Raw genomic sequence first — 21040 nt, 5'->3', positions numbered from 1 at the left:
CTCTCCCCTCTCTGCCTGCTCTCGACACGATCCCGAAAGGATCGCTCCCCGTGTCATCCTCCCCTCCCCAGTCCAAGCGCGACAACAAGTGGCTTGCCCTCGCCCTGCTCGCGACGGCGCAGTTCGTCGTCGTGCTGGACGCCTCGATCGTCAACGTCGCCCTGCCGTCGATCGGCAAGGACCTCGACTTCTCGCAGGACAACCTGTCCTGGGTGGTCAACGCCTACACGTTGGTCTTCGGCGGCTTCCTGCTGCTCGGCGGGCGCCTGGCGGACCTCCTGGGGCGCCGGCGGCTGTTCATCGCCGGCCTGATCCTGTTCTCGCTGGCCTCGCTGGCCGGCGGCTTCGCGCAGAGCGAAGGGTGGCTGATCATCGCCCGCGCCGTCCAGGGCCTCGGCGCCGCGCTGGTCTCCCCCGCCGCGCTGTCGATCGTCACCACCACCTTCAAGGAAGGCGCCGAGCGCAACAAGGCGCTGGGCGTCTGGGGCGCGGTCGCCGGCTCGGGCGGCGCGGCTGGCGTCCTGCTCGGCGGCATGCTGACCGAGTGGGCCGGCTGGGAGTGGGTCCTCTTCGTCAACGTCCCGATCGGCCTGGCCGCCGCGTTCATCGCGCCGCGCCTGCTCGCCGAGAGCCGGGACACGGAGGCCACGCGCCACTTCGACGTCGCCGGCGCGGTCACGGTGACCTCCGGCCTCGCGCTCGGCGTCTACGCGCTGGTCGACGCCAACAACGCCGGCTGGACCTCGACGCAGACGCTCGGCCTCGGCGCCGTCTCGCTCGCGCTGCTCGCGGCGTTCGTGGCCATCGAGTCGCGCTCGCGCCAGCCGCTGGTCCCCTTCTCGATCTTCCGCCTGCGCTCGCTGCGCGGCGCGAACGTCGTCGGCCTGCTGATCGGCATGTCGCTGTTCGCGATGTTCTTCTTCATCTCGCTCTACCTCCAGCAGGTGCTGGGCTACAGCGCGCTGAAGACCGGCCTCGCGTACCTGCCGCTGGCGGTGTTCATCATCATCTCGGCCGGTGTCGCGTCGCAGCTCGTGACCAAGCTCGGCTTCAAGCCGACGCTGATCCTGGGCCTGCTCTTCGTGACCGGCGGCCTGCTGTGGTTCTCGCGGGTGTCGGCGCCCGGCGGGACCTACCTCGGCGACGTGCTGTTCCCGTCGCTGCTGGCGGCGATCGGTCTCGGCCTCGCGTTCGTGTCGGTGACCATCGGCGCGGTGATGGGAACCAAGCCCGACGAGGCCGGGCTGGCGTCCGGGCTCATCAACACGTCGCAGCAGGTCGGCGGCGCGCTGGGCCTGGCGATCCTGTCGTCGATCGCCAACAGCCAGACCGAGAGCGTCGCCAAGGGCGGCAAGGGGCCGCTCGTCGCGCTGACCGAGGGCTTCCAGACCGCGTTCCTCGTCGGCGCGTGCTTCGCGGCCCTGGCGGCGGTTCTTGCGGCGGTCCTGATCTCCTCGCGCGACAGCCGCGAGCAGGTCGAGGAAGCTCACCGCAGCGACGCGCAACCCGCGCCGATCCCGGCGTAGCAAAGGCTTCGCGCCCGGCGACGGGCGCACCAAGCTGCGCGACCCTCTGCCGAGTTGGGTCGCGCCTTGGCGGGGGCGGCGCGTGGTGGCGCCGCCCTCGCCGTCCTCTTCTCCTACACCGGCTGGGGCGCCAGGCGCCCGCGGCGCCGGGCGGCGACCTTCGCGGCCGCGGCCCGGGCGAGGCCCTGCGCCGGCCGCTCCACGACGCGATACAGCAGCGCGGCGGCGATGAGCGACGCGGTCGTCGCGACCGGGAGCAGCACCCAGAACGACGGGCCGTCCAGCGCGAAGGCGAGCGTGACCACGATCGGCCCGTGGATCAGGTAGAGGCTGAACGAGCGCCGGCCCAGCCACTGCGGCGCACGGCGGGTCAGCAGCCCGGCGGTGGGCGCGTGCAGCAGCGGCGCGAGCACGGCGAGGGCGGCGCCGACCAGGACGAGCGCGCCGCCGCGGCCCGCGTCGTGCGTCGCGCCCGGGACCCAGCGGTCGGCGGTGAGCAGGACGATCGCCGCCGGCGCCAGCAGCGCGGTGGCGCGCCGGCCGGCGGCGGCCAGGAGGTCGTCCTCGCGCAGCGCGAGCACGACGCCGATCGCGAACGGGGCCAGGAACGTGACGGCCCCGGGCATCGACGCCGCGCCGACCACGATCACCGCGCCGGCGGCCAGCAGCCACCAGCGCCGTGCGAGCACGGGCGCGGCGAGCACGACCAGCGGCATCGCGAGCGAGAACAGCACCTCCCAGTGCAGCGACCACAGGGCGGCGTCGATCGCGACCGCGGGGTTCGGGCTCGACAGCGTCAGGCTCTCGAGGATCCCCGCGCCGGTCACGGCGTGCCCGAAGGGCTCGAGCCACAGGTTGCCCGCGCTCGCCCCCGCCGGCCGCGCGACGAGCAGCGCGAGCAGCGTGGCGAAGGCGACCGCGGCCCACACCGGGACGTAGAGGCGCAGCAGCCGACCGGCGTAGTACGGCGCCGCGCGCCACGCCGGTCCGGCGCGCAGCGCGGCGCGCGTCAGGACGAACGCGCTGAGCACGAAGAAGACGGTCACGAGCTCCGGCCCGGCCCAGGCGATCGCGAGCGGGGTGGCGCTGACGGCACGCCACGCGGCGCCCGCCGGCTGCGCGCCGGCCGCGGTCGCCGTCCCGAGGACGGCCACGCTGGCGAGCACCACGTGGTAGACGAGCACGATCGTCGCCGCGACGCCGCGCAGACCGTCCAGCGCGGCGAGCCGATCCCCGCCGCGGGCGCTCGGAGTGCTCATCGTCTGGGTGATCGGCCGCGACGCGCCGATCCCGGAGTCCGGTCACGACGCCGTGGCCTCGTGAGCGACGTGGACGCGCTGCCGCGCCCTCCCCGCCGCTGTGCTGGATGGGTTACTCCACGAGGCCGTCGAGCGGCCGCAGCGGACCCGCGGAATGCCCCTTCTAGGCGACCGGCTCGCGCGGGCGCCAGCCGTCGCGGGCGCGGTCGAACGCGTCCCAGTCGATCGGGCCGTCGTCGTCGGGCCCGTCGCCTCCGCCGCCACCGTCGTCGTCCCAGCCGTCATCGTCGTCGCGGCGGCGCGCGACCCACGCGGCGAGGCACAGCGCTTCGACGCCGCAGATGACGAACGCGGCGGCCATGCCGTCCTGGTTTTCCAGCAGCGCCTCGCCCGCGAGAACGTAGAGGCAGATCGAGAGGCCGACGAGCGTGCGCGCGAGCCGGTCGTGGGCGCGCCGAGCGGGCACCCCCAGGAAGGCCCGGGCGACCGAGAGGACCAGCGCGATGGCGACGACGGCCTTGATCTCGAGCGGCAGCGCGCTCACAACCGTTGAGGCTACCCCCAAGCCGCGCGGACCGGAAGGGGTCCGGCGCCACGACGGCGCCGGACCGGCAGCGGCCTACAGGATCTTCAGCTCTTCGGAGATGTCGGCGACCGAGCCCTTGGCGTCGCCGAACAGCATGCTCGTCTTGGGGTTGACGAACAGCGGGTTGTCGATGCCCGCGTACCCGGAGCTCATGGAGCGCTTCAGGACGATGACGCTGGCCGACTCGTCGACGTTGAGGATCGGCATGCCGTAGATCGGGCTGTCGGGCTTGTTGCGCGCGTCGGGGTTGGTCACGTCGTTGGCGCCGATGACCAGGGAGACGTCGGTGCGGCCGAACTCGCCGTTGATGTCGTCCATCTCCTTGAGCTGGTCGTAGGGCACGTCGGCCTCGGCCAGCAGCACGTTCATGTGCCCGGGCATGCGACCGGCGACCGGGTGGATGGCGTACTTGACCTCAACGCCCTTGGCCTCCAGCAGCTTGGCCATCTCGCGGACGGCGTGCTGGGCCTGGGACACCGCCATGCCGTAGCCGGGGACGACCACGACCAGGCGCGCATAGGCCATCTGGATCGCGACGTCCGCGGCGCTCGTCGAGCGCACCGTCCCGCCCGAGCCGTCGCCGGGGCCGGCCACCGCGGTGACCTCGCCGCCGAAGCCGCCGAGCAGCACCGAGGTGATCGTGCGGTTCATCGCGATGGCCATCTGCTGCGTGAGCAGCGTGCCCGAGGCGCCGACGATCATGCCCGCGACGATCAACGACGTGTTGTTGAGCGCGACGCCGGTCGCGGCGGCGCTCAGGCCGGTGAACGCGTTCAGCGTCGAGATGACCACCGGCATGTCCGCGCCACCGATCGGCAGCACGAGGAAGTTGCCGACCAGCGCCGCGGCGATCAGCAGGACGATGATGAGGCCTTCGGAGTGCGAGCCGGCGACGATCGCCACGCCGCACGCGACGGCGACCAGCAGCAGCGCGCCGTTGACCAGCGTCTGGGCCGAGCCGAACGGGCTGATCGGCTTGCCGCTGATCAGCTCCTGCAGCTTGGCGAAGGCGATGTTCGAGCCCCAGAACGAAACGGACCCGACGATCGCCGCAAAGCAGCTGAAGATCGCCACGTAGGTCGGCACGAACGCAAAGCCGCCGGTCTCGCGGAACTCGACCCACGCGATCAACGCGACCGCGCCGCCGCCCACGCCGTTGAACAGCGCGACCATCTGCGGCATCTGGGTCATCTTGACCTGCCGGGCCGCCGGCACGCCGATCGCGGTCCCGATCGCCACGCCGAGGATGATCAACACGATGTTGTTGACGTCCGGGACGAGCAGCGTCGCGACGATGGCAACGGCCATGCCGACGGCCGCGATGCGGTTGCCGCGCACCGCGGTCTTCGGCCCCGTCAGCCCGCTCAACCCATAGATGAACAGGCTGAACGAGACGATGTAGAGGACGTCGCGGAAGTTCGCGGAGGTGATGAAGCTCGCCGTGATCACGCCTTGGTCTCCGGGTCGGCCTCGACGAGGTCCTTTGGCTTCTGCTTGAACATCTCGAGCATCCGGTCGGTGACCAGGAAGCCGCCGACGACGTTGATCGTTCCGAACACCACGGCGATGACCAGCAGCAGCTTGTTCAGGAAGCCGTCCGCCGCGCCGTTGACCAGGATCAGGATGCCGCCGAGGATCACGATGCCGTGAATGGCGTTCGTGCCCGACATCAGCGGCGTGTGCAGCGTGTTGGGGACCTTCGAGATCACCGCATAGCCGACGAAGCCGGCCAGCACGAGGATCGCCAGGTTGGTGACCAGCATGGCTACAGGACCTCCCCGTCCTTGATCACGCAGGCGCCGGTGACGATCTCGTCTTCGAAGTCCGGTGCGTAGGCCCCGGTCTCGTCGTCGGCGAGCAGCTCGATGAGCGCCTGCAGGTTGCGCGCATACAGCGCGCTGGCGTGCTCGGGCATGGTCGCCGCGAGGTTCAGCGGCGAGACGATGGTGACGTTGTGCTTGACGACGGTCTGGCCGGGCTCGGTCAGCTCGCAGTTGCCGCCGGTCTCGCCGGCCAGGTCGACGATCACGCTGCCCGGCTTCATGCCCTCCACGGCCTCGGCCGTGACCAGGCGCGGCGCGGGCCGGCCCGGAACCAACGCGGTCGTGATGACGACGTCAAAGCCCTTGATCGCGTCGGTCAGCGCCTGCTGCTGCTGAGCGCGCTCCTCCTCGGTCAGCTCGCGCGCGTAACCGCCCTCGCCGGCGGCCTCGATGCCGAGGTCCAGCCACTTCGCGCCCAGCGACTCGACCTGCTCGGCCGTCTCCGGACGCACGTCATAGCCCGTCGTCTGCGCGCCCAACCGCCGCGCGGTGGCCAGCGCCTGCAGGCCCGCGACGCCGATCCCCAACACCAACACCTTGGCCGGCGGGATCGTGCCCGCCGCCGTCATCAACATGGGATAGAAGCGCGTGGCGTGGTCGGCGCCCAGCAGCGCGGACTTGTAGCCCGCGACGTTGGACTGCGACGACAAAGCGTCCATCGACTGCGCGCGCGAGATCCGCGGGATCGCCTCCATCGCGAACGCGGTGACACCGGTCTGGGCCACCGCCAGCAACCCATCCGGGTTGCCGCGCGGGTTGAGGAACCCGATCAGCGTCTTGCCGCCGCCGAGGTGCGACAGCTCCTCGGCCGTGGGCGGCGCCACCTTGACGACCACCTCGGCGCCCCAGGGGTCGCCGATCGTGGCGCCGGCGTCGGCGAAGAGGGCGTCCGGAACGAGCGCGGCCTCACCCGCGCCGCCTTCCACGACGACCTCGTGACCCTTGCCGACGAGCTTTTTGACGACCTCGGGCACGAGCGCGACTCGCCGCTCGCCCTCGGCCGTTTCCTTCGGAACGCCGATCCTCATAAGAGGCGCGGACCCTATACGAGCAGGCGTTCGCTGCGCGGTGTCATGCGCCAGATCGCACATGCCTATACCGGCGGCCATGGACGCGTGCGCACGGCGCGCCGTAGCGTCCACCCATGCCGCGCACCTCCCTCGCCCTCGCGCTGGCGCTGCTCGCGCTCGCGCCCGCCGGCGCCCACGCCGCGTCGATCACGGTCGACGACGGCACCGACGTCCTCGCCAACGACGGCCGCTGCACGCTGCGCGAGGCCGTCCAGGCGGTGACGACGACCTCGCCGGTCGGCGGCTGCGCGGCGGGGACCGGCAACGACGTCGTGACGATCGCGGTCCCGAAGGTCACGCTCACCCGCGCCGGCGCGCGCGAGGACGGCGGCGCGACCGGCGACCTCGACCTCACCGGCACGCTCACGATCCGCGGCGCCGGCGCGACGGTCGACGCCAACCACCTGGACCGCGCCTTCGACGTCCAGGCCGGCGCGCGGGCGACGCTCGAGGACATCACCGTCACCGACGGCCTGGCGCCGGCCGGGGCCGACGCGGCGGTCGCCGGCGCCGACGGCGAAGGCGGCGGCGGGATCCGCAGCGCCGGGGCGTTGACGCTGCGCCGCGTGACCGTCACCGGCAACGCGACCCAGGGCGGTGGCAACGGCCTCGGCTCGACCCTCATCATCGCCGGGCGCCTCGGCGGCGCCCGCGGCGGGCACGGCGGCGACGGCGGCGGGGTCCTCTCCACCGGCGCGCTGACGATCCTCGCGAGCCGGATCGCCGGCAACGCCACCGGTGCCGGCGGCGCCGGCGCCGACGCGAACGCCACCGGCCAGAACGACGGGCTCGACGGCTTCGACGCGATCGCCGGCGAGGGCGGGCGCGGCGGCGCGGGCGGCGGGGTGGCCAGCGACGCCGCCGCGACGATCGCCGACACCACCGTAGTCGACAACGCCACCGGCGCCGGCGGCGCGGGCGCGATCGCCCACAGCGCGGGCGGCCTGGGCGCCTCCTCGGGCGCCGCCGCCGGCGACGGCGGCTTCAGCTCCGGAGGTCGCGGCGGCGACGGCGGAGGCGGCGGCGGGATCGCCGTGCTCGACGCCGGCGACCTGACCTTGGACCGCAGCCTCGTCCTGCGCAACCGCACCGGCTCCGGTGGCGCGAGCGGCGCGGCGTTCGCGGGCAGCGGCGGCAACGGCTCGGGCACGGCGAAGGGCGGTGCGGGCGGCCTCGCCGTGGGTGGCCGCGGCGGAGGCGGCGGCCACGGCGGCGGCCTCGGCCTCGGCTTCTCGGACGTCAGCCAGGCCAAGGCGGTCGTCACCGACGCCACGGTCACGCAGAACGCGACCGGCGGCGGGCGCGACGGCGCGGACGGGATCAGCGGCTTCGGCGGCGTCGGCGGCGCCCACGCGGGCGGCGCGGGCGGCGACCTGTACAGCGGGTCCGGCGGCGACGCCGGCGCGGGTGCCGGCATCGGGGCGATCCTGCACACGAGCCTGTCGGTGCGCAGCTCCACGCTCGTCGCCAACACCGTCGCGACGACCGTCGGGGCCCACGGCGGCGGGATCGCCTTCACCGGCGGCAGCGGCACGCCGAACGGGGCCGACGGCGTGGTCCATCCCGGTGCCGTGGGCCGGGCCGAGGGCGGCGGCCTGGCGACGGCGTACACGCCGGCGCTGGTCGGCTCGATCGTCGCGTCCAACACGCCGGACCAGTGCGCGTCCGCCGCCGACCCCAGCGTCGTCGCGGCCGACAACATCATCTTCGGCGTCACCGGCCCGTCGCCGTGCCCCAGCGCGACCGCGACCGACCCGGGCCTGCGCCCGCTCGCCGACAACGGCGGCCCGACGCAGACCATGGGCCTCACGCCCGGCAGCTTCGCGATCAACCGGATCGACGCCGGCCGGCCGGCCTGCGCGGCGACCGACGCGCGCGGCGTGCCGCGGCCGGCGGGCGGGCGCTGCGACGTCGGCGCCTACGAGGTCGCGGCGCCGGGGCTGAGCGCCGACGCCACCGCCAACGGCGTGATCGTCGGCGCGGTCGACGCGCGGCGGGGCGACACGACCGTCCACGTCGAGTACGGGACGACGGCCGCGCACGGGACCCGGACCGGAGACCTCAAGGTGCCGGCCGGCACCGATCCCGCCCGGCAGGTGCTGTTCACGTTGCCCGGCCTCGCGCCGGGCACGACCTACCACTACAGCTTGCTCGGCAGCAACCAGGACGGGACGGCGTCCACCCCCGACGCGACGTTCGCGAAGCCGAGCGCGGGCGGCGGCGGACCGGGCACGAAGCCCGGGACGACCCCGCCGCCGACCAAGCCGTCCGCCAAGCCGGTGCTGAGCAGGTTGAAGCTCTCGCCCGCCTCGTTCCGGCGCGGCAAGTCCACCACCATCACCTGGACCGACTCCGCCGCGGTGACGACGACGTTCTCGGTGCAGCGCAAGGCCTCCGGCGTGCGCAAGGGCAAGGCCTGCGTCGCCAAGCCCAAGCGGGCGGCCGCCAAGGGCCGGGCCAAGCCGAAGGCCTGCACGCGCTGGCTCGCGGTCAAGGGCACGTTCACCCACGCCGACCGGGCCGGGACCAACACCTCCAAGTGGACCGGCCGGCTGCGCGGCAAGAAGCTCGCCGCGGGCGCCTACCGGCTCGTCGCGACGCCCAAGGGCGGCAAGCCGGTGACCAGGACGTTCACGGTCAAGCGCTGACGCCGTGCGGCGCGGGCCTCAGCAGCCGGCCGGCGTCCGGCTCAGCGTCGTCACCGGCAGCCGGCGGCCGGCGAGCGCGACGACCGCGTCGTTGGTCGCCAGGATGCGGCTGCCCGCGTCGGTGCGCGTGAACTGGAAGGCGCCGCCGGCGCGCTGCAGCGACCGCAGCGCGGCGCTGGCGCGGGTGTCGCGGCTGCCCATCGCGCGGGTCGCCTCGATCGCCAGCGCGGTCGAGTTGGCCTCGTTGCGATCGCGGCGGCCCAGGGCGAAGCCGCCGGCCGCGGTCCGCTGGGCGCGCATCCAGCGCAGGCCCGCGCGCAGCGTGCCGTTGGCCGGCGAGACGCCGGCGGCGCGCGCGGCGAGGATCGCCATCGCGGTGCTCGTCACGTCGTCCGGCCGGCCGCCGAGGCGCGTCAGGTTGAAGTTCCAGCCGCCGTGACCGCGGGCGCCGAGCAGCACGGTGGCGGCGCGCGACGACGGGCCGGCATGCAGCGCACGGGCGGCGAGCATCCCGAGCGTCTGGTCGAAGATCGTCGAGCCGTAGCGGCCGGCGCGGCCGTAGCCGTTGAGGCGGCGCAGCAGGTCGACCCTGCCGGCGCAGCGGGCGCTGCCGGAGCGCGCGGCGACGAGCGCGAGGATCGTCTTGCCGGTCGCGCCCGCGGAGTTCGCGTAGCGGGCGGCGCCGGCGCGCAGCGCACGGGCCCGGCGCGCCGCCTGGCCGGACGGCAGGCGCCCGGCGGCGCGCAGCGCGACGAGCGCGTCGGCGGCCATGCCGTCGGCGCCGGGCTTGACGTTGGTCGACAGCCACGCCGCGCCGCTGCGGGCGGAGGAGGCGTCGGACGCGTGCGCGGCGGGCGCCGCGAGAGCCAGCGCGAGCAGCGCGGCGAGCAGGATGATGGTCTTGGTCATGAGATCGGTGGACCCTCGGTCGCGGGTACGGCGGGCGCGGTGGACGCGGCGATCCACCGGACCTCCAGGCGCGCGCGGTAGCGCTGGAGCACGCGGACGAACGCCGGCCCGAAGGCGAGGAAGAACGCGACGTTGCCGACCGCGTGGGCGATGTCGAACGGCAGGCCGGCCGCCTCGACGGCGGCCCACTGCCCCAGCGACGGCGTGCCGCCGGCCGCGGTCAAGGTGGACAGGTTGGTCAGCGCGCCGTACAGCAGCCCGCAGAGCGCGAGCAGCGCGACCGTCGGGATCCGCGGCAGCCGGCCGCGCGTGACGGGCGCCCAGGCGGCGCCGATGATCCCGACCAGGCCCCAGGCGGCCATCTGCCACGGCGTCCACGGCCCCTGGCCGAAGACCAGGTTGGAGGACAACGCGGCGAGCGCGCCGACCGCGAAGCCCGGCGCGCCGCCCAGGACGTAGCCGGTCAGGAACACGATGTCGGTCGTCGGCTTGACGTTGGGCAGCGGCGCGAACGCGATCCTGCCCAGCGCGGCCAGCGCGGCGAGCGTCGCGACCATGGCCAACACCTTGCTCGACGGATGCGTCCGCTCGTACCAGGCGAAGCCGAGCCCGAGGGCGAGCGCCAGCAGCGAGAACGTCGTCAGCTGCCACGTCATGACGGCGACCCCGCACGGTGGGAGCGCAGCAGCGGCGTCGCGGCCGGCATGACGGCCATCATGCGCGCACCGGCTCCCCCGTGCGCAGCAGCTCCGCGCCCTCTGCGGCCAGCAGCGCGCGGCCGCCGGTGACGCGCGCGGTCTCGGTCGCGAAGTACCAGCCGCCGGCCAGCACCGCGGCGGCGGGCCCGTCGGCGATCGGCCGGCCGTCGGCGAGCAGGACGACGCGGTCGGCGACCTCGGCCGCGAACTCCGGGTCGTGCGTCGCGACGACGATCGCCGCGCCGCCGGCCGCGAACGCGGCGAGCTGCTCGGTCAGCGCGGCCTTCGCGGCGCGGTCCATGCCGCGCGTGGGCTCGTCGAGGCCGATGACGGCCGCGGGGTCGGGTGCGTCGAGGACGATCGCGAGCGCGAGCCGCTGGCGCTGGCCGCCGCTGAGGTCGCGCGGGTGGCGGTGCGTGACGTGCTCCAGGCCGACGGCGGTCAGCGCCGCGATCGAGGCCTCGTCGCCGACGCGCTCGTGCAGGAAGTAGTCGTTGGGGTCCTGGAGCAGCAGCGCGACGCGGCCGCCGGTGCGGACCTTGCCGCGCGTCGGCTGCATCAGCCCGGCGGCGTGGCGCAGCAGCGTCGACTTGCCGGCGCCGTTGCGGCCCATGAGCGCGACGCGCTCGCCGGGCGCGATCGCGAGGTCGACGCCGCGCAGGACGGTCGCGCCGCCGCGGCGCTCGTGCCAGACGCCGTCGAAGCTCAGCGCGGCGGCGCGCCGGTCGCGCCGCGCGGGGCGGCGCGGGGCCGAGAGGTCGTCGGCGGCGACGGGCACGCCGTCGCCCTCCTGCAGCGCGATCCCGCGGGCGCGCAGCTGCGCGCGCGCCTCCTTGACGCCCGACGGCGGCGGCGTCAGCCCGGCCAGGCCGAACATGCGCGCGGCCGGCGTCTGCAGCTCGGGGGCCGCGCCGCCGGCCCAGGCCAGGAACTCGCGCGGCGGGGCGTCGCAGGCGATCGCGCCGTCGGCCATGACGACCACGCGGTCGGCCGCGGGCAGGCAGCGCTCGAGGCGGTGCTCGGCGACGATGATCGTCGTCCCCCACTCCTCGTTCAGGCGCCGCAGCAGCCAGATCAGCTCGTCGCCGGCGACCGGGTCGAGCTGCGACGTCGGCTCGTCCAACAACACCAACCTGGGTCGACCCGCGAGCGCCGCGCCGAGCGCGACGCGCTGCAGCTCGCCGCCGCTGAGCTCGGTCGTCGCGCGGTCCAGCAGGTGCGCGATGCCCAGCGCGAGCGCGGCCTCCTCCACCCCGCGCGCCACCGCGGCCGGGCCGTGCCCGCGGTTCTCCAGCGGGAACGCCAGCTCGGCGCGCACCGTGGTCAGCACGACCTGCGACTCGGGGTCCTGGAACAGCGAGCCCGCGACGCGCGAGAGGTCCGCCGGCCCGTGCTCGCGCGTGTCGAGCCCGCCGACGCGCACCACGCCGCCGAACGCACCGCCGTGGAAGTGCGGGACCAGGCCGGACGCCGCGCGCAACAGGGTGGACTTGCCGCCGGCCGAGCGCCCGGCCAACACCACCATCTCGCCCTCCTCGACGCGCAGCGACACGTCGCGCAGCGACGGCGTCGAGGCGCCGGCGTAGGTGTAGGTGACGTGGTCGAGCTCGAGCAGCGTCACGGCGCGATCCCCCGACGATCGGCGAACGGCAGCAGCGCCGCGACCGCGTAGGCCACCAACAACGCCAGCGCCTCGCCCGCCCCGTCGCTCGACAGCTCCGGGTAGGTGTCGAACGACGCCCACGGCACGACGCGCGCCGCGATCGTCAGCGCGAGCACGACGACCGCCGAGGTCAGGAACGCCTGGTCGTGGCGCGACCACGGGCGTCCGGACCGCTTGCCGCGGCGGGCGCTGCCGTAGCCGCGGACCTCGAGCGTGGCGGCGACGTCGAGCGCGCGGTCCAGCGCGTTGCCGGCCACGGCGCGCAGCACCGCGACCCGGGCGCCCGCGCCGTCGCCGCCGCCATCGGCCCGGCAGCGCCGCGCCTCCTCGACGCGGCGCGCGTCCGCGGCGAGGACCGGGACGAGGCGCGTCGCCAGCGTGGCCGCCAGCGCCGAGCGCACCGACGCGCGGCGCATCAGGCGGAGCAGGTCGTCGGGGTCGACCGCCACCGAGAAGAGCGAGAACGCGGTCGCGACGACGAGCAGCCGCAGGCCGAAGAGCAACCCGTACACCAACGCCTCGAGCGTCAGGTCGACCTGCCCGAACGGCGGGATCTCCCCCAGGCGCGCGAGGATCGTGAAGCCCTGGCGCACGACGAGCATGTTCACGATCGCGATGGCCAGCGCCCACGGCAGCATCCAGGCCGCGACGCGCGCGACCTCGCGCACGACGCCGGCGCCGAGCGCCGCCACCAGGACGATCGCCGCGAGGCCCACGAGCACCACCGGCGACTGCGCCGCCAGCGCGGCCGCCGCGACCGCCGCGCACCAGGCGCCGCCCGCCGCGGCGCGTGCCGCGTGCAGCGGGCTGGCGCGGCGGACGTAGCGCATCAGCCGCTCCGATCCGGAAGGCCGATCGGCTTGCCGTCCTGGATCGCCACCGCGAAGTGCCCGGCCAGCGCGCCCTCGTCGAGGGCGTCGGCCGCGGCCTTGACGCCCGCGTCGTCGGTCCCGGTCACGATCCAGACCGGATCGCTCACCTCGTCCTTGGCGTCCTTGACCTCGGTCGCGGCGATCAGGCCGGTGCCGGCGCCCAGCGTGCGGGTGACCTTGCCCTGCGCGTCGAGCAGGGCGATGGACCTGCCGTCGGCGGCCGGCTTGGCGAAGACGCCGGACGTCGCCGGCCCGCGGCCCAGCAGCTTGACGGTCGAGTCGCCGCTCACGGCCTTCCACGGCCCGACCACGATCCGCAGCGTGTTGACCACGAAGGAGTTCCCGACGCCGCCGCGCGCCGCCGGCAGACCCAGGTCCTCCAGCGTGCCGGCGACCGACGTGCACGCCGCGCTCTTGGGCTCCGAGCACTCGACGCGCGTCGGCAGCCGGCGCCCGTCGATGCCGTGCAGGAACGGCTCGGGGAACGAGCCGACGACCGCCGGGACGTCAGCGGTGACGCCCCAGTCGTGCCAGTCCCACCACACGCGGTCGCCCCCGTGGACGCGCACCGCGGTGGCGCCCTTGTCGGCCTGGATGCCGTTGACGTAGAAGAACCAGTCGACCGGGCTGCCGCTGCGCTGCCCGCCGCTGACGCTGTCGATCGACTGCACGAAGCCGCCGCCGTAGCGCGTCGCCACCTTAGGAGCGTTGCGCTGCAGCAGCCGCATCACGGTGTCCGAACCGCCGACCTTGGGTTGGTCGGTGTCGACGATCGGCTGGGAGCCGAAGTCCTTGGACACCAACAGCTGCGTGTTCGCCGCCTTGGGTCCCGCGCCCAGGCCGCAGCCGGCCGTCGCCCACGCCGCGAGGGCGCAGACGACGGCCGCGAGGGCCCGGGCACGGGACCGGCTAGGCAACGGTGAACACCACGCGCGACGTCCCGCGGGCCAGCTGGGCCGTCTTGTTGCCGGCCTTGTCGGCGACCGCGACGTCCAGGACGTAGCGGCCGCGGCCGAGCTTGGACGGCAGCAGGTAGCTCCAGAGCGGGTCGGTGCCGACCGAGAACCAGACGCCGTGCGTGGCTCCGCACTTCTTGATGGCCTTGAACTTCTCGGTCTTGCCGTCGTAGGTAGAGCACTTGCGGCCGTCGGTGCGGGTCAGCCGCAGGCGGATGTCGGCGATGCCGGAGCCGTCGGCGGACACCGCGCCGGTGAGCTGACGCGGGCCCTTGCCCTTGGCGTACTTCTTGCCCTCGGCGATGCCGGTGAGCCGCGCGTTGGCGGCGACCTTGTCGGGCGTGCCGCAGAACCCGTCGTGGCCGTTGGTCGTGCACGGACCCGTCGGGTTGGGCTGCGGACCCGCGTCCACGGTCGTCCCGCAGAACCCGTCCTTGCCGGTGGTCGCGCAGCCGGCGACGCGCGCCGGGGCGCGGTTGCCGTGGCTGACGACCAAGGTGTAGGGGCCGCCGGCGACGGTGACCGCGGCGGTGCCGTCGGCGCCGATCGTCACGGGCGCGGTGCCGCCGCTGACGGTGGCGCCGGCGGCGGGCGTCTGCACGCTGGGCGGCGACGGGTAGGTCAAGAAGTCCGTCGTCAGGTCCTTGGCGGTGACCGTGAAGGCGCGGCCGGGGACCGCGGTGGTCGGCGCGTCGAGCACGACCGGCTCGTCGAAGCCCTCGCTGGCGTAGGCGTTGCTCCAGTAGAACAGGACCTTGTCGCCGTCGGCGACCGTGCGGTCGCAGGGGCCCTCGTTGCTGAAGGAGCCGTTGACGTACAACGACCAGGACGACTGGCCGCTGCCGAACGGGTGCTCCTCGGCCTGGATGCGCGTGACGCCGAACGCCGGCCCGTCCCAGTCGCCGGCCACGGCCGTCTCCAGCGCCGTGGACGCGACCGCGCCCGTGCACGCCGCGCCGCCGGGCTTGCTGACCGAGGCGGCGGTGTCGACGACGGTCGGCGCCTTGATCAGCGTCTTGCCCTCGATCTCGACGGACACCTTCGCCGCCATCGCGGGTCCGGCGAGCGCGCCGGAGACGAGCATCAGGCCTCCTGTCAGGAGGCCGAGGTACTTGTAGGTCATGTGGGAACCACCCCTTGCCGCGAGGGCGTCGAGTCCTTGACGGTCGGAGGCAGGTCTCCTGGCTCCCGGGCCTCTCCTCGTCGCGCCTTCCCAGGACGGTCGTCCCAGTGGCCTCTGCGCGAGGCACTCGCCCGGTCACAGTGGCGGGTCCGCGCCGGTCTCGCACCGGCTTCCCTACACCACCGACCCTTGAAATTCAGGGCTGATCGTACCGCTCCGGGCCCGACGGGCGCGGTCCCGCCATCGGTAGCCTCCCGCCCACGATGACCGTCAACCTCACCCGGATCTACACGAAGCTCGGCGACGGCGGGGAGACGCACCTCGGCGACATGAGCCGCGTGCCCAAGACGCACGTGCGCATCGAGGCCTACGGCGCGGTCGACGAGCTCAACGCCCAGCTCGGCGTCACGCTCACGCTGCCGGACCTCCCCGACCAGCAGGCGGCGTGGCTGAAGCGCGTGCAGAACGACCTCTTCGACGTCGGCGCCGACCTCGCCGTCCCGCACGGCGGCGACCGCGAGCGGCTCCGGGTCGACGGCGCCTACACCGAGTGGCTCGAGGGCGCCTGCGACGAGGTCAACGCCGGCCTGAAGCCGCTGAAGTCGTTCGTCCTGCCGGGCGGGACGCCCGCCGCGGCGCACCTGCACGTGTGCCGCACGGTGTGCCGGCGCGCGGAGCGGCGCGCGATCCTGGTCGAGGACGGCAACCCCGAGGTCGTGCGGTACCTGAACCGGCTGTCGGACCTGCTGTTCATCCTCAGCCGGGCGGCCAACGGCGGCGACGAGCCGCTGTGGGAGCCGGGGGCGACGAAGAGCTAGCCGGGGCGGGCGGTGCCGCTGCTGCTGCGGAAGCCGAGCGCCATGACGCCCGCCAGGAGCACGGCGAGCACCGCGATCCCGAGCGCGCCGACGACGAACGTCGTGTGCTCCGCCGCGTAGCCGACGAGCTGCTGCGGTCGCGCGAGCGCCAGGCCGCCCGCCGCGCCGGCGGCGAGCATCGCGACGCCGAAGGCCGGGAGCACGTCGACGGGGCGGGCGGTCTGCTCCACCCCGCGGCGGCTGGGCCAGCGCTGCTCGGTCCAGGCGACGAGCGCGACGAAGAGCATCACGTAGGTCATCGCGACGAGGTAGCCGCCGAACACGTCGGACGGGAAGTGCCAGCCGAGCGTGAGGATCGCGTAGGCGACGGCCAGCGCGAAGGCGCCGCCGATCGCGGCGACGGTCGGCCGCAGGCGTGGCGGCGCGGCGAGGACCGCGCAGAGCGCCATCGTCATCGCGGCCGTCGAGTGGCCCGACGGCCACGACGCCGCGCCGATCTGCGCATGGCCGAGCCACTCCTCGATCCGCGGCCCCGCCAGCAGGTGCTTGAGCGACTCGGTGGTGTAGCCGGTGAGGAAGAAGACGAGCGGGATGCCGAGCGCGACGCGCCAGCGTCCCCGGAGGAGGGCGACGAGCGCCAGCACGAGCGCCCACAGCGCGTACGGCGCCGGATCGGCGAGGTGCGCGATCCGGTCCAGCGCGGGCGTGAGCCGCGGCGCGTTGAGCCCGACGAAGCCCTGCAGCGTGTGCGCGTCGCCCTGCTGCGTGATCGGCACGAGCTTGGCGAGCACGCCGGTGAGGGCGAGCAGCGTCGCGGTGATCACGGCGAGCGCGAGCGGAGGTCCGGGTCGGCGGAAGGACATACGTCGACCTGGACGGTAGCCACGGAGGATGAACGCAGCCTGAAGCGAACTCCGCAAATGCCATGGAGACCGTCGGGATGGTCCCCGCGCTGCGCGACGGGACACTGCGAGATCGCTCGGGATTGCTGGTCGGCCGGGTCGAGGACATGCTCTTCGACGCGGAGACCAACCGACCGGCGTGGATGGTCGTGCGCCTGAGCGAGGACGGCGGCGGTCATCGACGAACGCTGGCCCCGGCCCGCGGAGCACGACCGTCGGTGGGCGGGATGGTGCTGGGCGTGACCGCCGAGGTCGTCCGGTCGTGCTCGGTGACGGTGACCAGCCCCGCGCCGCTGGTGGAGCACGTGGCGGCGGCGTGCCGCCACTACGGCGTGCGGCGCTTCCCGCGGGGGGACGCGTTCACGTCGGCGGCTCCGGGGTTGGAGGCGACGCGGGCGGCGTGAGCGTCGGGCCTGAACGCACGAAACCCCGCTAGAGGCGCGGGGTTCCGTAGTACCGCCACGGGGATTCGAACCCCGGTTTCCGCCGTGAGAGGGCGGCGTCCTAGTCCCCTAGACGATGGCGGCAAGGGGAGGATCAGAGTAGCAAGAGGTTTCTGGTCGACGTCCAGACGCCATGCCGCTCGTCAACGCTATGCTCGCTCCTCGCCGGCGGATGTGGCGGAATTGGTAGACGCGCACGGTTCAGGTCCGTGTGGGAGCGATCCCGTGGAGGTTCGAGTCCTCTCATCCGCATGCAGAACGAAGGCCCGCCGAGCGCGGGCCTTTGTCGTTCTCGGATGTGGCGCCGTGGGCTTCTCCGCGCGGGCTCATCCCGCCGAACACCGTGCAACTACACGGTTGGGGCCGCGCCGCCCCCAACGCCGTCCGCGGCCGCGTCGCGGCTTCACACCCGCCGTCCCGGAACTACGCTGTCTCACGTGAAGCCGGCGCGTCGCACCTCGAAGACCGGCCCGGTTCTCGACCGCCTCGAACGCGAAGGACGCCTCCGTCCGCGACGGTGGACCTCCGCGACGTGCTCGCGCGCCGCGGACCGCTCCCCGGTCCCGTGACCGGCGCCGGGACCCGCGCGCTGCAAGAGCAGCGCGGCGACCGTGGCTGACCCCACGGCTGGCGTCCTGTACGCCGACACCTCCGCGCTGGTCAAGCTCGCGACGCCGGCCCGGCCGTCAGCCCGAGCGGATGGCCGCATGGTCCTCGAGCGGGCCGTGCACCTTCCGCATGCGCGCGCGCCGTTGTCGTTCTCGGCCTCAGGCGCAGCAGTCGTCGGCACAGCCCGCGTCGGGCTCGGAGAAGCCCAGCGGCGTCGAGCAGCAGGAGCCATCGCCCTTCCACAGCGCCACGCCCTCGCGAGCGGCGATCGCGGCGATCGCGAAGGCCGCGACCGGATCGAGCCAGGGCAGTGAACCGGCGGTCGCCAGGGCGACAAGCGCCGCCGCCGCCTGACCGGCGCACAGGAGGTTCTGCGTGCCCTCCCCCGCCGTCGCGGCCGAGCCGAGCCGGCGGCCGAGCCGGAGCTTGGCCCAGCCGAGCAGCGGCATCCCGACGACGCTGCTCGCGGTCAGCACGATGCCGAGCGTGTGTGCCTCGGCGGCCTCGCCGGCCGCGAGGCGGTGGATCGACTCATACAACAAGTACGGAGCCAGCAGGAAGAACGAGCCGGCCACCCACCGCTGCGCGCGGAGCTCGGCCGCGTCGGACATCGTGCGCGAGCCGGTGAAGCGCCAGATCACGATCGCCGAGCCGAGCCCTTCGACGGCGGAGCCAGCCGCCCAGGTGACCACCGAGATCGAGTTGGCTTGCAGGCCCGCGACCAGGCCGACGACGCCCTCAGCCGTCATCCACACCAGGCTGACCCACGCCAGCGCGCGGGCACGACCGGCCGCCCGCAGCCAGGCCCGGTCCTTCCCCCCGATCGCGATGACCACGCTCATGCCGGCACGTCCTCCGCGATCACCGCCGCGAGCAGCGCGTGGCCCACCGGACTCAGCGAGTAGAGCACCATCTTGCCCTCGCGCCGCGACACCGCGAGCCCGCTCTCGCGTAGGACCCGCAGATGATGCGAGACGAGGTTCTCCGCCCGTCCGGAGATCCACGCCAGATCGCAGACGCACAGCTCATCGGTCCGCCCGAGGACGGCAGCCAGAGCGACACGCGTCGGGTCGGCGAGCGCCTTGGATCGCGCCGCCGCACTCGCAGCGGCCGCCGGCGTCAGCGCCTCGGCCCGCAGAGCCTCGGCCTTCGGAAGGTCGAGGCAGAGGAGGTCGCAGCGATCGCCGGCCATGACAACAATCTAATGGTTGTCGAGATGTCGCGCGAGGAGAGCGAGGCGGGCCGCCACGCCGAAGCGGACGACGCACCGGTGCGAAGGCGATCGCGGCGAGACGGCGCCGACCGCGGCCTGAGGCAATGGCGCTGCCAACCGCAGCAGAGGCGCGTCGACCGACGACGCGGAGCGCCGCGCGCCGCGCCCCCTACCGCAACCCCGTATAGCTCAAGTCCCAACTCACGAAGTACTTGCTCGGCACCCCCGCCACGTCCTTGGAACGCACCAGCGTCGCGACGTCCCACTGCACCGGGATCGCCGGAGCGTCGTTGAGGATCATCCGGTCGATCGCGCCCCAGGCGCGGGCGCGGGTGGGGCCGGTCGTGGTGGCGGCCGCTTCCATCGCCGCGTTGATCTTGGGGTCGTCCAGCTGGGAGTAGTTGGTGTTGTTGACCGGGGTGATCGCGGAGCCGTCGAAGACGGGGCGCAGCATCGGCTCGGGGTCCGAGAAGTCCTTGAGCCAGGCGATGGAGCCCGCGCAGGTCAGGACCTTCTTGGCCGGGACCGAGCACCAGTTGGTGAAGAGCGCGTCGCCCGGCACGAACTTCAGCCGGGTCTGGAACCCCAGCCTGCCGAGTTGGTCCTGGACGACCTCGGCGATGTTCTTGTCCTGGTCGGAGTTCCCGGCGACCAGCAGGAACTTCTCGTCGCCGTGGTACCTGCCGTCGGCGAAGCCCGCCTTGCGCAGGTACGCGGCGGCCAGCGCGGGATCTCCGCCCGGCGCGCGGAGGAAGTCGACATCAGGCCCCTTCAACCCGCCCGCCTCCTCGAACCCGGCGATGCCCGGCGGCAGGAAGTGCGTCGCCAGCGGCCCGGTCGTCACCCCGCCCCGCGCGCGCCGGACGGCCTCGCGGTCGAATGCCGCCAGCACCGCCTTGCGGACGTTGATGTCGTCGAACGGCCTCAACCGCGTGTTCAACGGCAGGAACCGGTACCCGCCCACATTGATCCGCGCAGAGACCGCCGCGCCGCCGGCCCTCGAGACGAGCTTCAGGATCGGCGCCGGCGCCGGCGCGTCCAGCACCATGTCCTTGCCCGCGATCACCTGCCGCGCGGAGATCGTGGTGTCGGTCGCGTTGGTCCGGATCCGGATCCGGTCCAGCCGCGCCGGGCGCGAGTCGGTCTTCCGCGACCACCGCGGGTTGCGGACCAGGTCGATGGACTTGCCCGGCTGATAGCCCACCACCCGCCCCTGCGCGTCGTTGCGCACCATGTACGGCCCGGTGGCCACGACGTGGTCGGTGTAGGTCGACGGGGTGCGAGCGTCGAACGGCTTCGCGTACTCCGCCGGCACCGGCGCCGTCGCGATGAGGACCAGCGCCCCCACGAACGTCGGCGCCGTCTGGGTCTGCAGCCGGAAGACGATCGTGTGCGCGTCGGGCGTCGAGATCCCCGACAGCGGCCGCACGCCCTTGGTCGGCGTCGTCGGCGCCCCCTCCAGCGCCCGGAAGTACGACGGGTACGGCCCGGCGACGTTGGCGCTGAACAGCCGCTCGAACGCGTACGCGACGTCCCGCGACGTGACCTCCCGGTTCACCGGCGGCGAGAACCGCACGCCCCGCCGCAGCTTCACGGTCACGACCCGCCCGTCGCCCGACACCACCGGCGCCGCCGCGGCCATGTCCGGCAGCGGCTTGGCCAGGTCGTCCGGCGCGTACCGGTACAGCGGCCGCTGCGACGCGAGCCCGACCATCACGCCTTGGGTGGAGTACGACCGTCCGGTGTCCAGGTAGTCGACGTCGGACGCCGCCAACATCGTCAGCGTTCCACCATGTCTGACCGCTCCGGAACCCGGCGCGCCGTCGCCCTCGCCCTTCCCGCCACCGCATCCGGAAACGACAACGGCGAGCGCGCTCAAGAGCGCGCTCGCCGTGACGAGCAAGGAGGGCGTCCGCACGCGG

19 protein-coding genes, 2 tRNA genes and 1 riboswitch are annotated in these 21040 nt (G+C 74.0%); of the genes, 5 read left to right on the top strand and 16 right to left on the bottom strand.

Annotation, left to right across the window (positions count from 1 at the left end):
* Positions 1 to 50 precede the first annotated feature (50 nt).
* On the top strand, positions 51 to 1526 hold the full coding sequence (locus DSM104299_RS11650; RefSeq protein WP_272477479.1) for an MFS transporter: 1476 nt from the start codon (positions 51 to 53) through the stop codon (positions 1524 to 1526).
* A gap of 113 nt (positions 1527 to 1639) precedes the next feature.
* Here DSM104299_RS11650 and DSM104299_RS11645 read toward each other — a convergent pair whose 3' ends face one another.
* The 5 genes from DSM104299_RS11645 to DSM104299_RS11625 all read right to left on the bottom strand — a co-directional run bounded on the left by DSM104299_RS11645 (position 1640) and on the right by DSM104299_RS11625 (position 6222).
* Positions 1640 to 2785 (bottom strand): acyltransferase family protein, encoded by a 1146-nt coding sequence (locus DSM104299_RS11645; protein WP_272477478.1) that lies wholly within the window; start codon positions 2783 to 2785, stop codon positions 1640 to 1642.
* 163 nt (positions 2786 to 2948) lie between these two features.
* On the bottom strand, positions 2949 to 3329 hold the full coding sequence (locus DSM104299_RS11640; RefSeq protein ID WP_272477477.1) for a hypothetical protein: 381 nt from the start codon (positions 3327 to 3329) through the stop codon (positions 2949 to 2951).
* 75 nt (positions 3330 to 3404) lie between these two features.
* On the bottom strand, positions 3405 to 4820 hold the full coding sequence (locus DSM104299_RS11635; RefSeq protein WP_272477476.1) for an NAD(P)(+) transhydrogenase (Re/Si-specific) subunit beta: 1416 nt from the start codon (positions 4818 to 4820) through the stop codon (positions 3405 to 3407).
* Entirely contained in the window at positions 4817 to 5134 is a 318-nt protein-coding gene (locus DSM104299_RS11630) for an NAD(P) transhydrogenase subunit alpha part 2 (RefSeq protein WP_272477475.1), read from the bottom strand. Before DSM104299_RS11630 ends, DSM104299_RS11635 begins: the two co-directional genes overlap by 4 nt.
* A 2-nt stretch (positions 5135 to 5136) precedes the next feature.
* The gene (locus DSM104299_RS11625) at positions 5137 to 6222 is read right to left on the bottom strand and encodes a Re/Si-specific NAD(P)(+) transhydrogenase subunit alpha (protein ID WP_272477474.1); all 1086 of its coding nucleotides are present in this window, start codon (positions 6220 to 6222) and stop codon (positions 5137 to 5139) included.
* A gap of 116 nt (positions 6223 to 6338) precedes the next feature.
* Here DSM104299_RS11625 and DSM104299_RS11620 point away from each other — a divergent pair, with 116 nt between their 5' ends.
* Positions 6339 to 8912, top strand: coding sequence for a choice-of-anchor Q domain-containing protein (locus tag DSM104299_RS11620; RefSeq protein WP_272477473.1), 2574 nt, complete (start codon positions 6339 to 6341; stop codon positions 8910 to 8912).
* 18 nt (positions 8913 to 8930) lie between these two features.
* On the opposite strand, the gene DSM104299_RS11615 is transcribed toward DSM104299_RS11620, so the two are convergent.
* From DSM104299_RS11615 to DSM104299_RS11590, 6 genes are read right to left on the bottom strand one after another with little or no spacing between them, the layout of a single operon-like run.
* The gene (locus DSM104299_RS11615) at positions 8931 to 9821 is read right to left on the bottom strand and encodes a hypothetical protein (RefSeq protein WP_272477472.1); all 891 of its coding nucleotides are present in this window, start codon (positions 9819 to 9821) and stop codon (positions 8931 to 8933) included.
* Positions 9818 to 10477 (bottom strand): hypothetical protein, encoded by a 660-nt coding sequence (locus tag DSM104299_RS11610; protein ID WP_272477471.1) that lies wholly within the window; start codon positions 10475 to 10477, stop codon positions 9818 to 9820. The genes DSM104299_RS11615 and DSM104299_RS11610 overlap by 4 nt, the downstream gene beginning before the upstream one ends.
* A 58-nt stretch (positions 10478 to 10535) precedes the next feature.
* Complete coding sequence (locus tag DSM104299_RS11605) at positions 10536 to 12140, bottom strand: ABC transporter ATP-binding protein (RefSeq protein ID WP_272477470.1); 1605 nt, start codon at positions 12138 to 12140, stop codon at positions 10536 to 10538.
* Complete coding sequence (locus tag DSM104299_RS11600; protein WP_272477469.1) at positions 12137 to 13012, bottom strand: energy-coupling factor transporter transmembrane component T; 876 nt, start codon at positions 13010 to 13012, stop codon at positions 12137 to 12139. The genes DSM104299_RS11605 and DSM104299_RS11600 overlap by 4 nt, the downstream gene beginning before the upstream one ends.
* The gene (locus DSM104299_RS11595; protein WP_272477468.1) at positions 13012 to 13971 is read right to left on the bottom strand and encodes a DUF4430 domain-containing protein; all 960 of its coding nucleotides are present in this window, start codon (positions 13969 to 13971) and stop codon (positions 13012 to 13014) included. The genes DSM104299_RS11600 and DSM104299_RS11595 overlap by 1 nt, the downstream gene beginning before the upstream one ends.
* On the bottom strand, positions 13964 to 15133 hold the full coding sequence (locus DSM104299_RS11590; protein ID WP_272477467.1) for a DUF4430 domain-containing protein: 1170 nt from the start codon (positions 15131 to 15133) through the stop codon (positions 13964 to 13966). The genes DSM104299_RS11595 and DSM104299_RS11590 overlap by 8 nt, the downstream gene beginning before the upstream one ends.
* Positions 15134 to 15164: 31 nt before the next feature.
* Positions 15165 to 15332, bottom strand: a riboswitch (cobalamin riboswitch).
* 64 nt (positions 15333 to 15396) lie between these two features.
* On the opposite strand from DSM104299_RS11590, the gene DSM104299_RS11585 reads away from it, so the two are divergent.
* Positions 15397 to 15951, top strand: coding sequence for a cob(I)yrinic acid a,c-diamide adenosyltransferase (locus DSM104299_RS11585; RefSeq protein ID WP_272477466.1), 555 nt, complete (start codon positions 15397 to 15399; stop codon positions 15949 to 15951).
* Here the strand turns inward: DSM104299_RS11585 and DSM104299_RS11580 are convergent.
* Positions 15948 to 16814 carry a phosphatase PAP2 family protein gene (locus DSM104299_RS11580; RefSeq protein WP_272477465.1) on the bottom strand — a complete coding sequence of 289 codons (867 nt, stop codon included), beginning with the start codon at positions 16812 to 16814 and terminating at the stop codon, positions 15948 to 15950. The genes DSM104299_RS11585 and DSM104299_RS11580 overlap by 4 nt on opposite strands.
* A 62-nt stretch (positions 16815 to 16876) precedes the next feature.
* Here DSM104299_RS11580 and DSM104299_RS11575 point away from each other — a divergent pair, with 62 nt between their 5' ends.
* Positions 16877 to 17257, top strand: a complete 381-nt coding sequence (locus tag DSM104299_RS11575; RefSeq protein ID WP_272477464.1) for a hypothetical protein — start codon at positions 16877 to 16879, stop codon at positions 17255 to 17257.
* Between the two features lie 50 nt (positions 17258 to 17307).
* On the opposite strand, the gene DSM104299_RS11570 is transcribed toward DSM104299_RS11575, so the two are convergent.
* Positions 17308 to 17380: transfer RNA gene (locus tag DSM104299_RS11570), tRNA-Glu, on the bottom strand.
* Positions 17381 to 17464: 84 nt separating this feature from the next.
* Between DSM104299_RS11570 and DSM104299_RS11565 the strand changes: the two genes are divergently transcribed.
* Positions 17465 to 17548, top strand: a tRNA-Leu gene (locus DSM104299_RS11565).
* Between the two features lie 515 nt (positions 17549 to 18063).
* Here DSM104299_RS11565 and DSM104299_RS11560 read toward each other — a convergent pair.
* From DSM104299_RS11560 to DSM104299_RS11550, 3 genes are all read right to left on the bottom strand, one after another.
* Positions 18064 to 18747: a cation efflux transmembrane domain-containing protein gene (locus tag DSM104299_RS11560; RefSeq protein WP_272477463.1), complete on the bottom strand. Its 684-nt coding sequence runs from the start codon at positions 18745 to 18747 to the stop codon at positions 18064 to 18066.
* On the bottom strand, positions 18744 to 19097 hold the full coding sequence (locus DSM104299_RS11555; protein ID WP_272477462.1) for an ArsR/SmtB family transcription factor: 354 nt from the start codon (positions 19095 to 19097) through the stop codon (positions 18744 to 18746). The genes DSM104299_RS11560 and DSM104299_RS11555 overlap by 4 nt, the downstream gene beginning before the upstream one ends.
* A 190-nt stretch (positions 19098 to 19287) precedes the next feature.
* Positions 19288 to 21036 (bottom strand): ABC transporter substrate-binding protein, encoded by a 1749-nt coding sequence (locus DSM104299_RS11550; protein ID WP_272477461.1) that lies wholly within the window; start codon positions 21034 to 21036, stop codon positions 19288 to 19290.
* Between the last annotated feature and the right edge of the window lie 4 nt (positions 21037 to 21040).

It is taken from the genome of Baekduia alba, assembly GCF_028416635.1.
Taxonomy (GTDB): domain Bacteria; phylum Actinomycetota; class Thermoleophilia; order Solirubrobacterales; family Solirubrobacteraceae; genus Baekduia; species Baekduia alba.
This window is presented reverse-complemented; position numbering and strand designations above follow the sequence as displayed.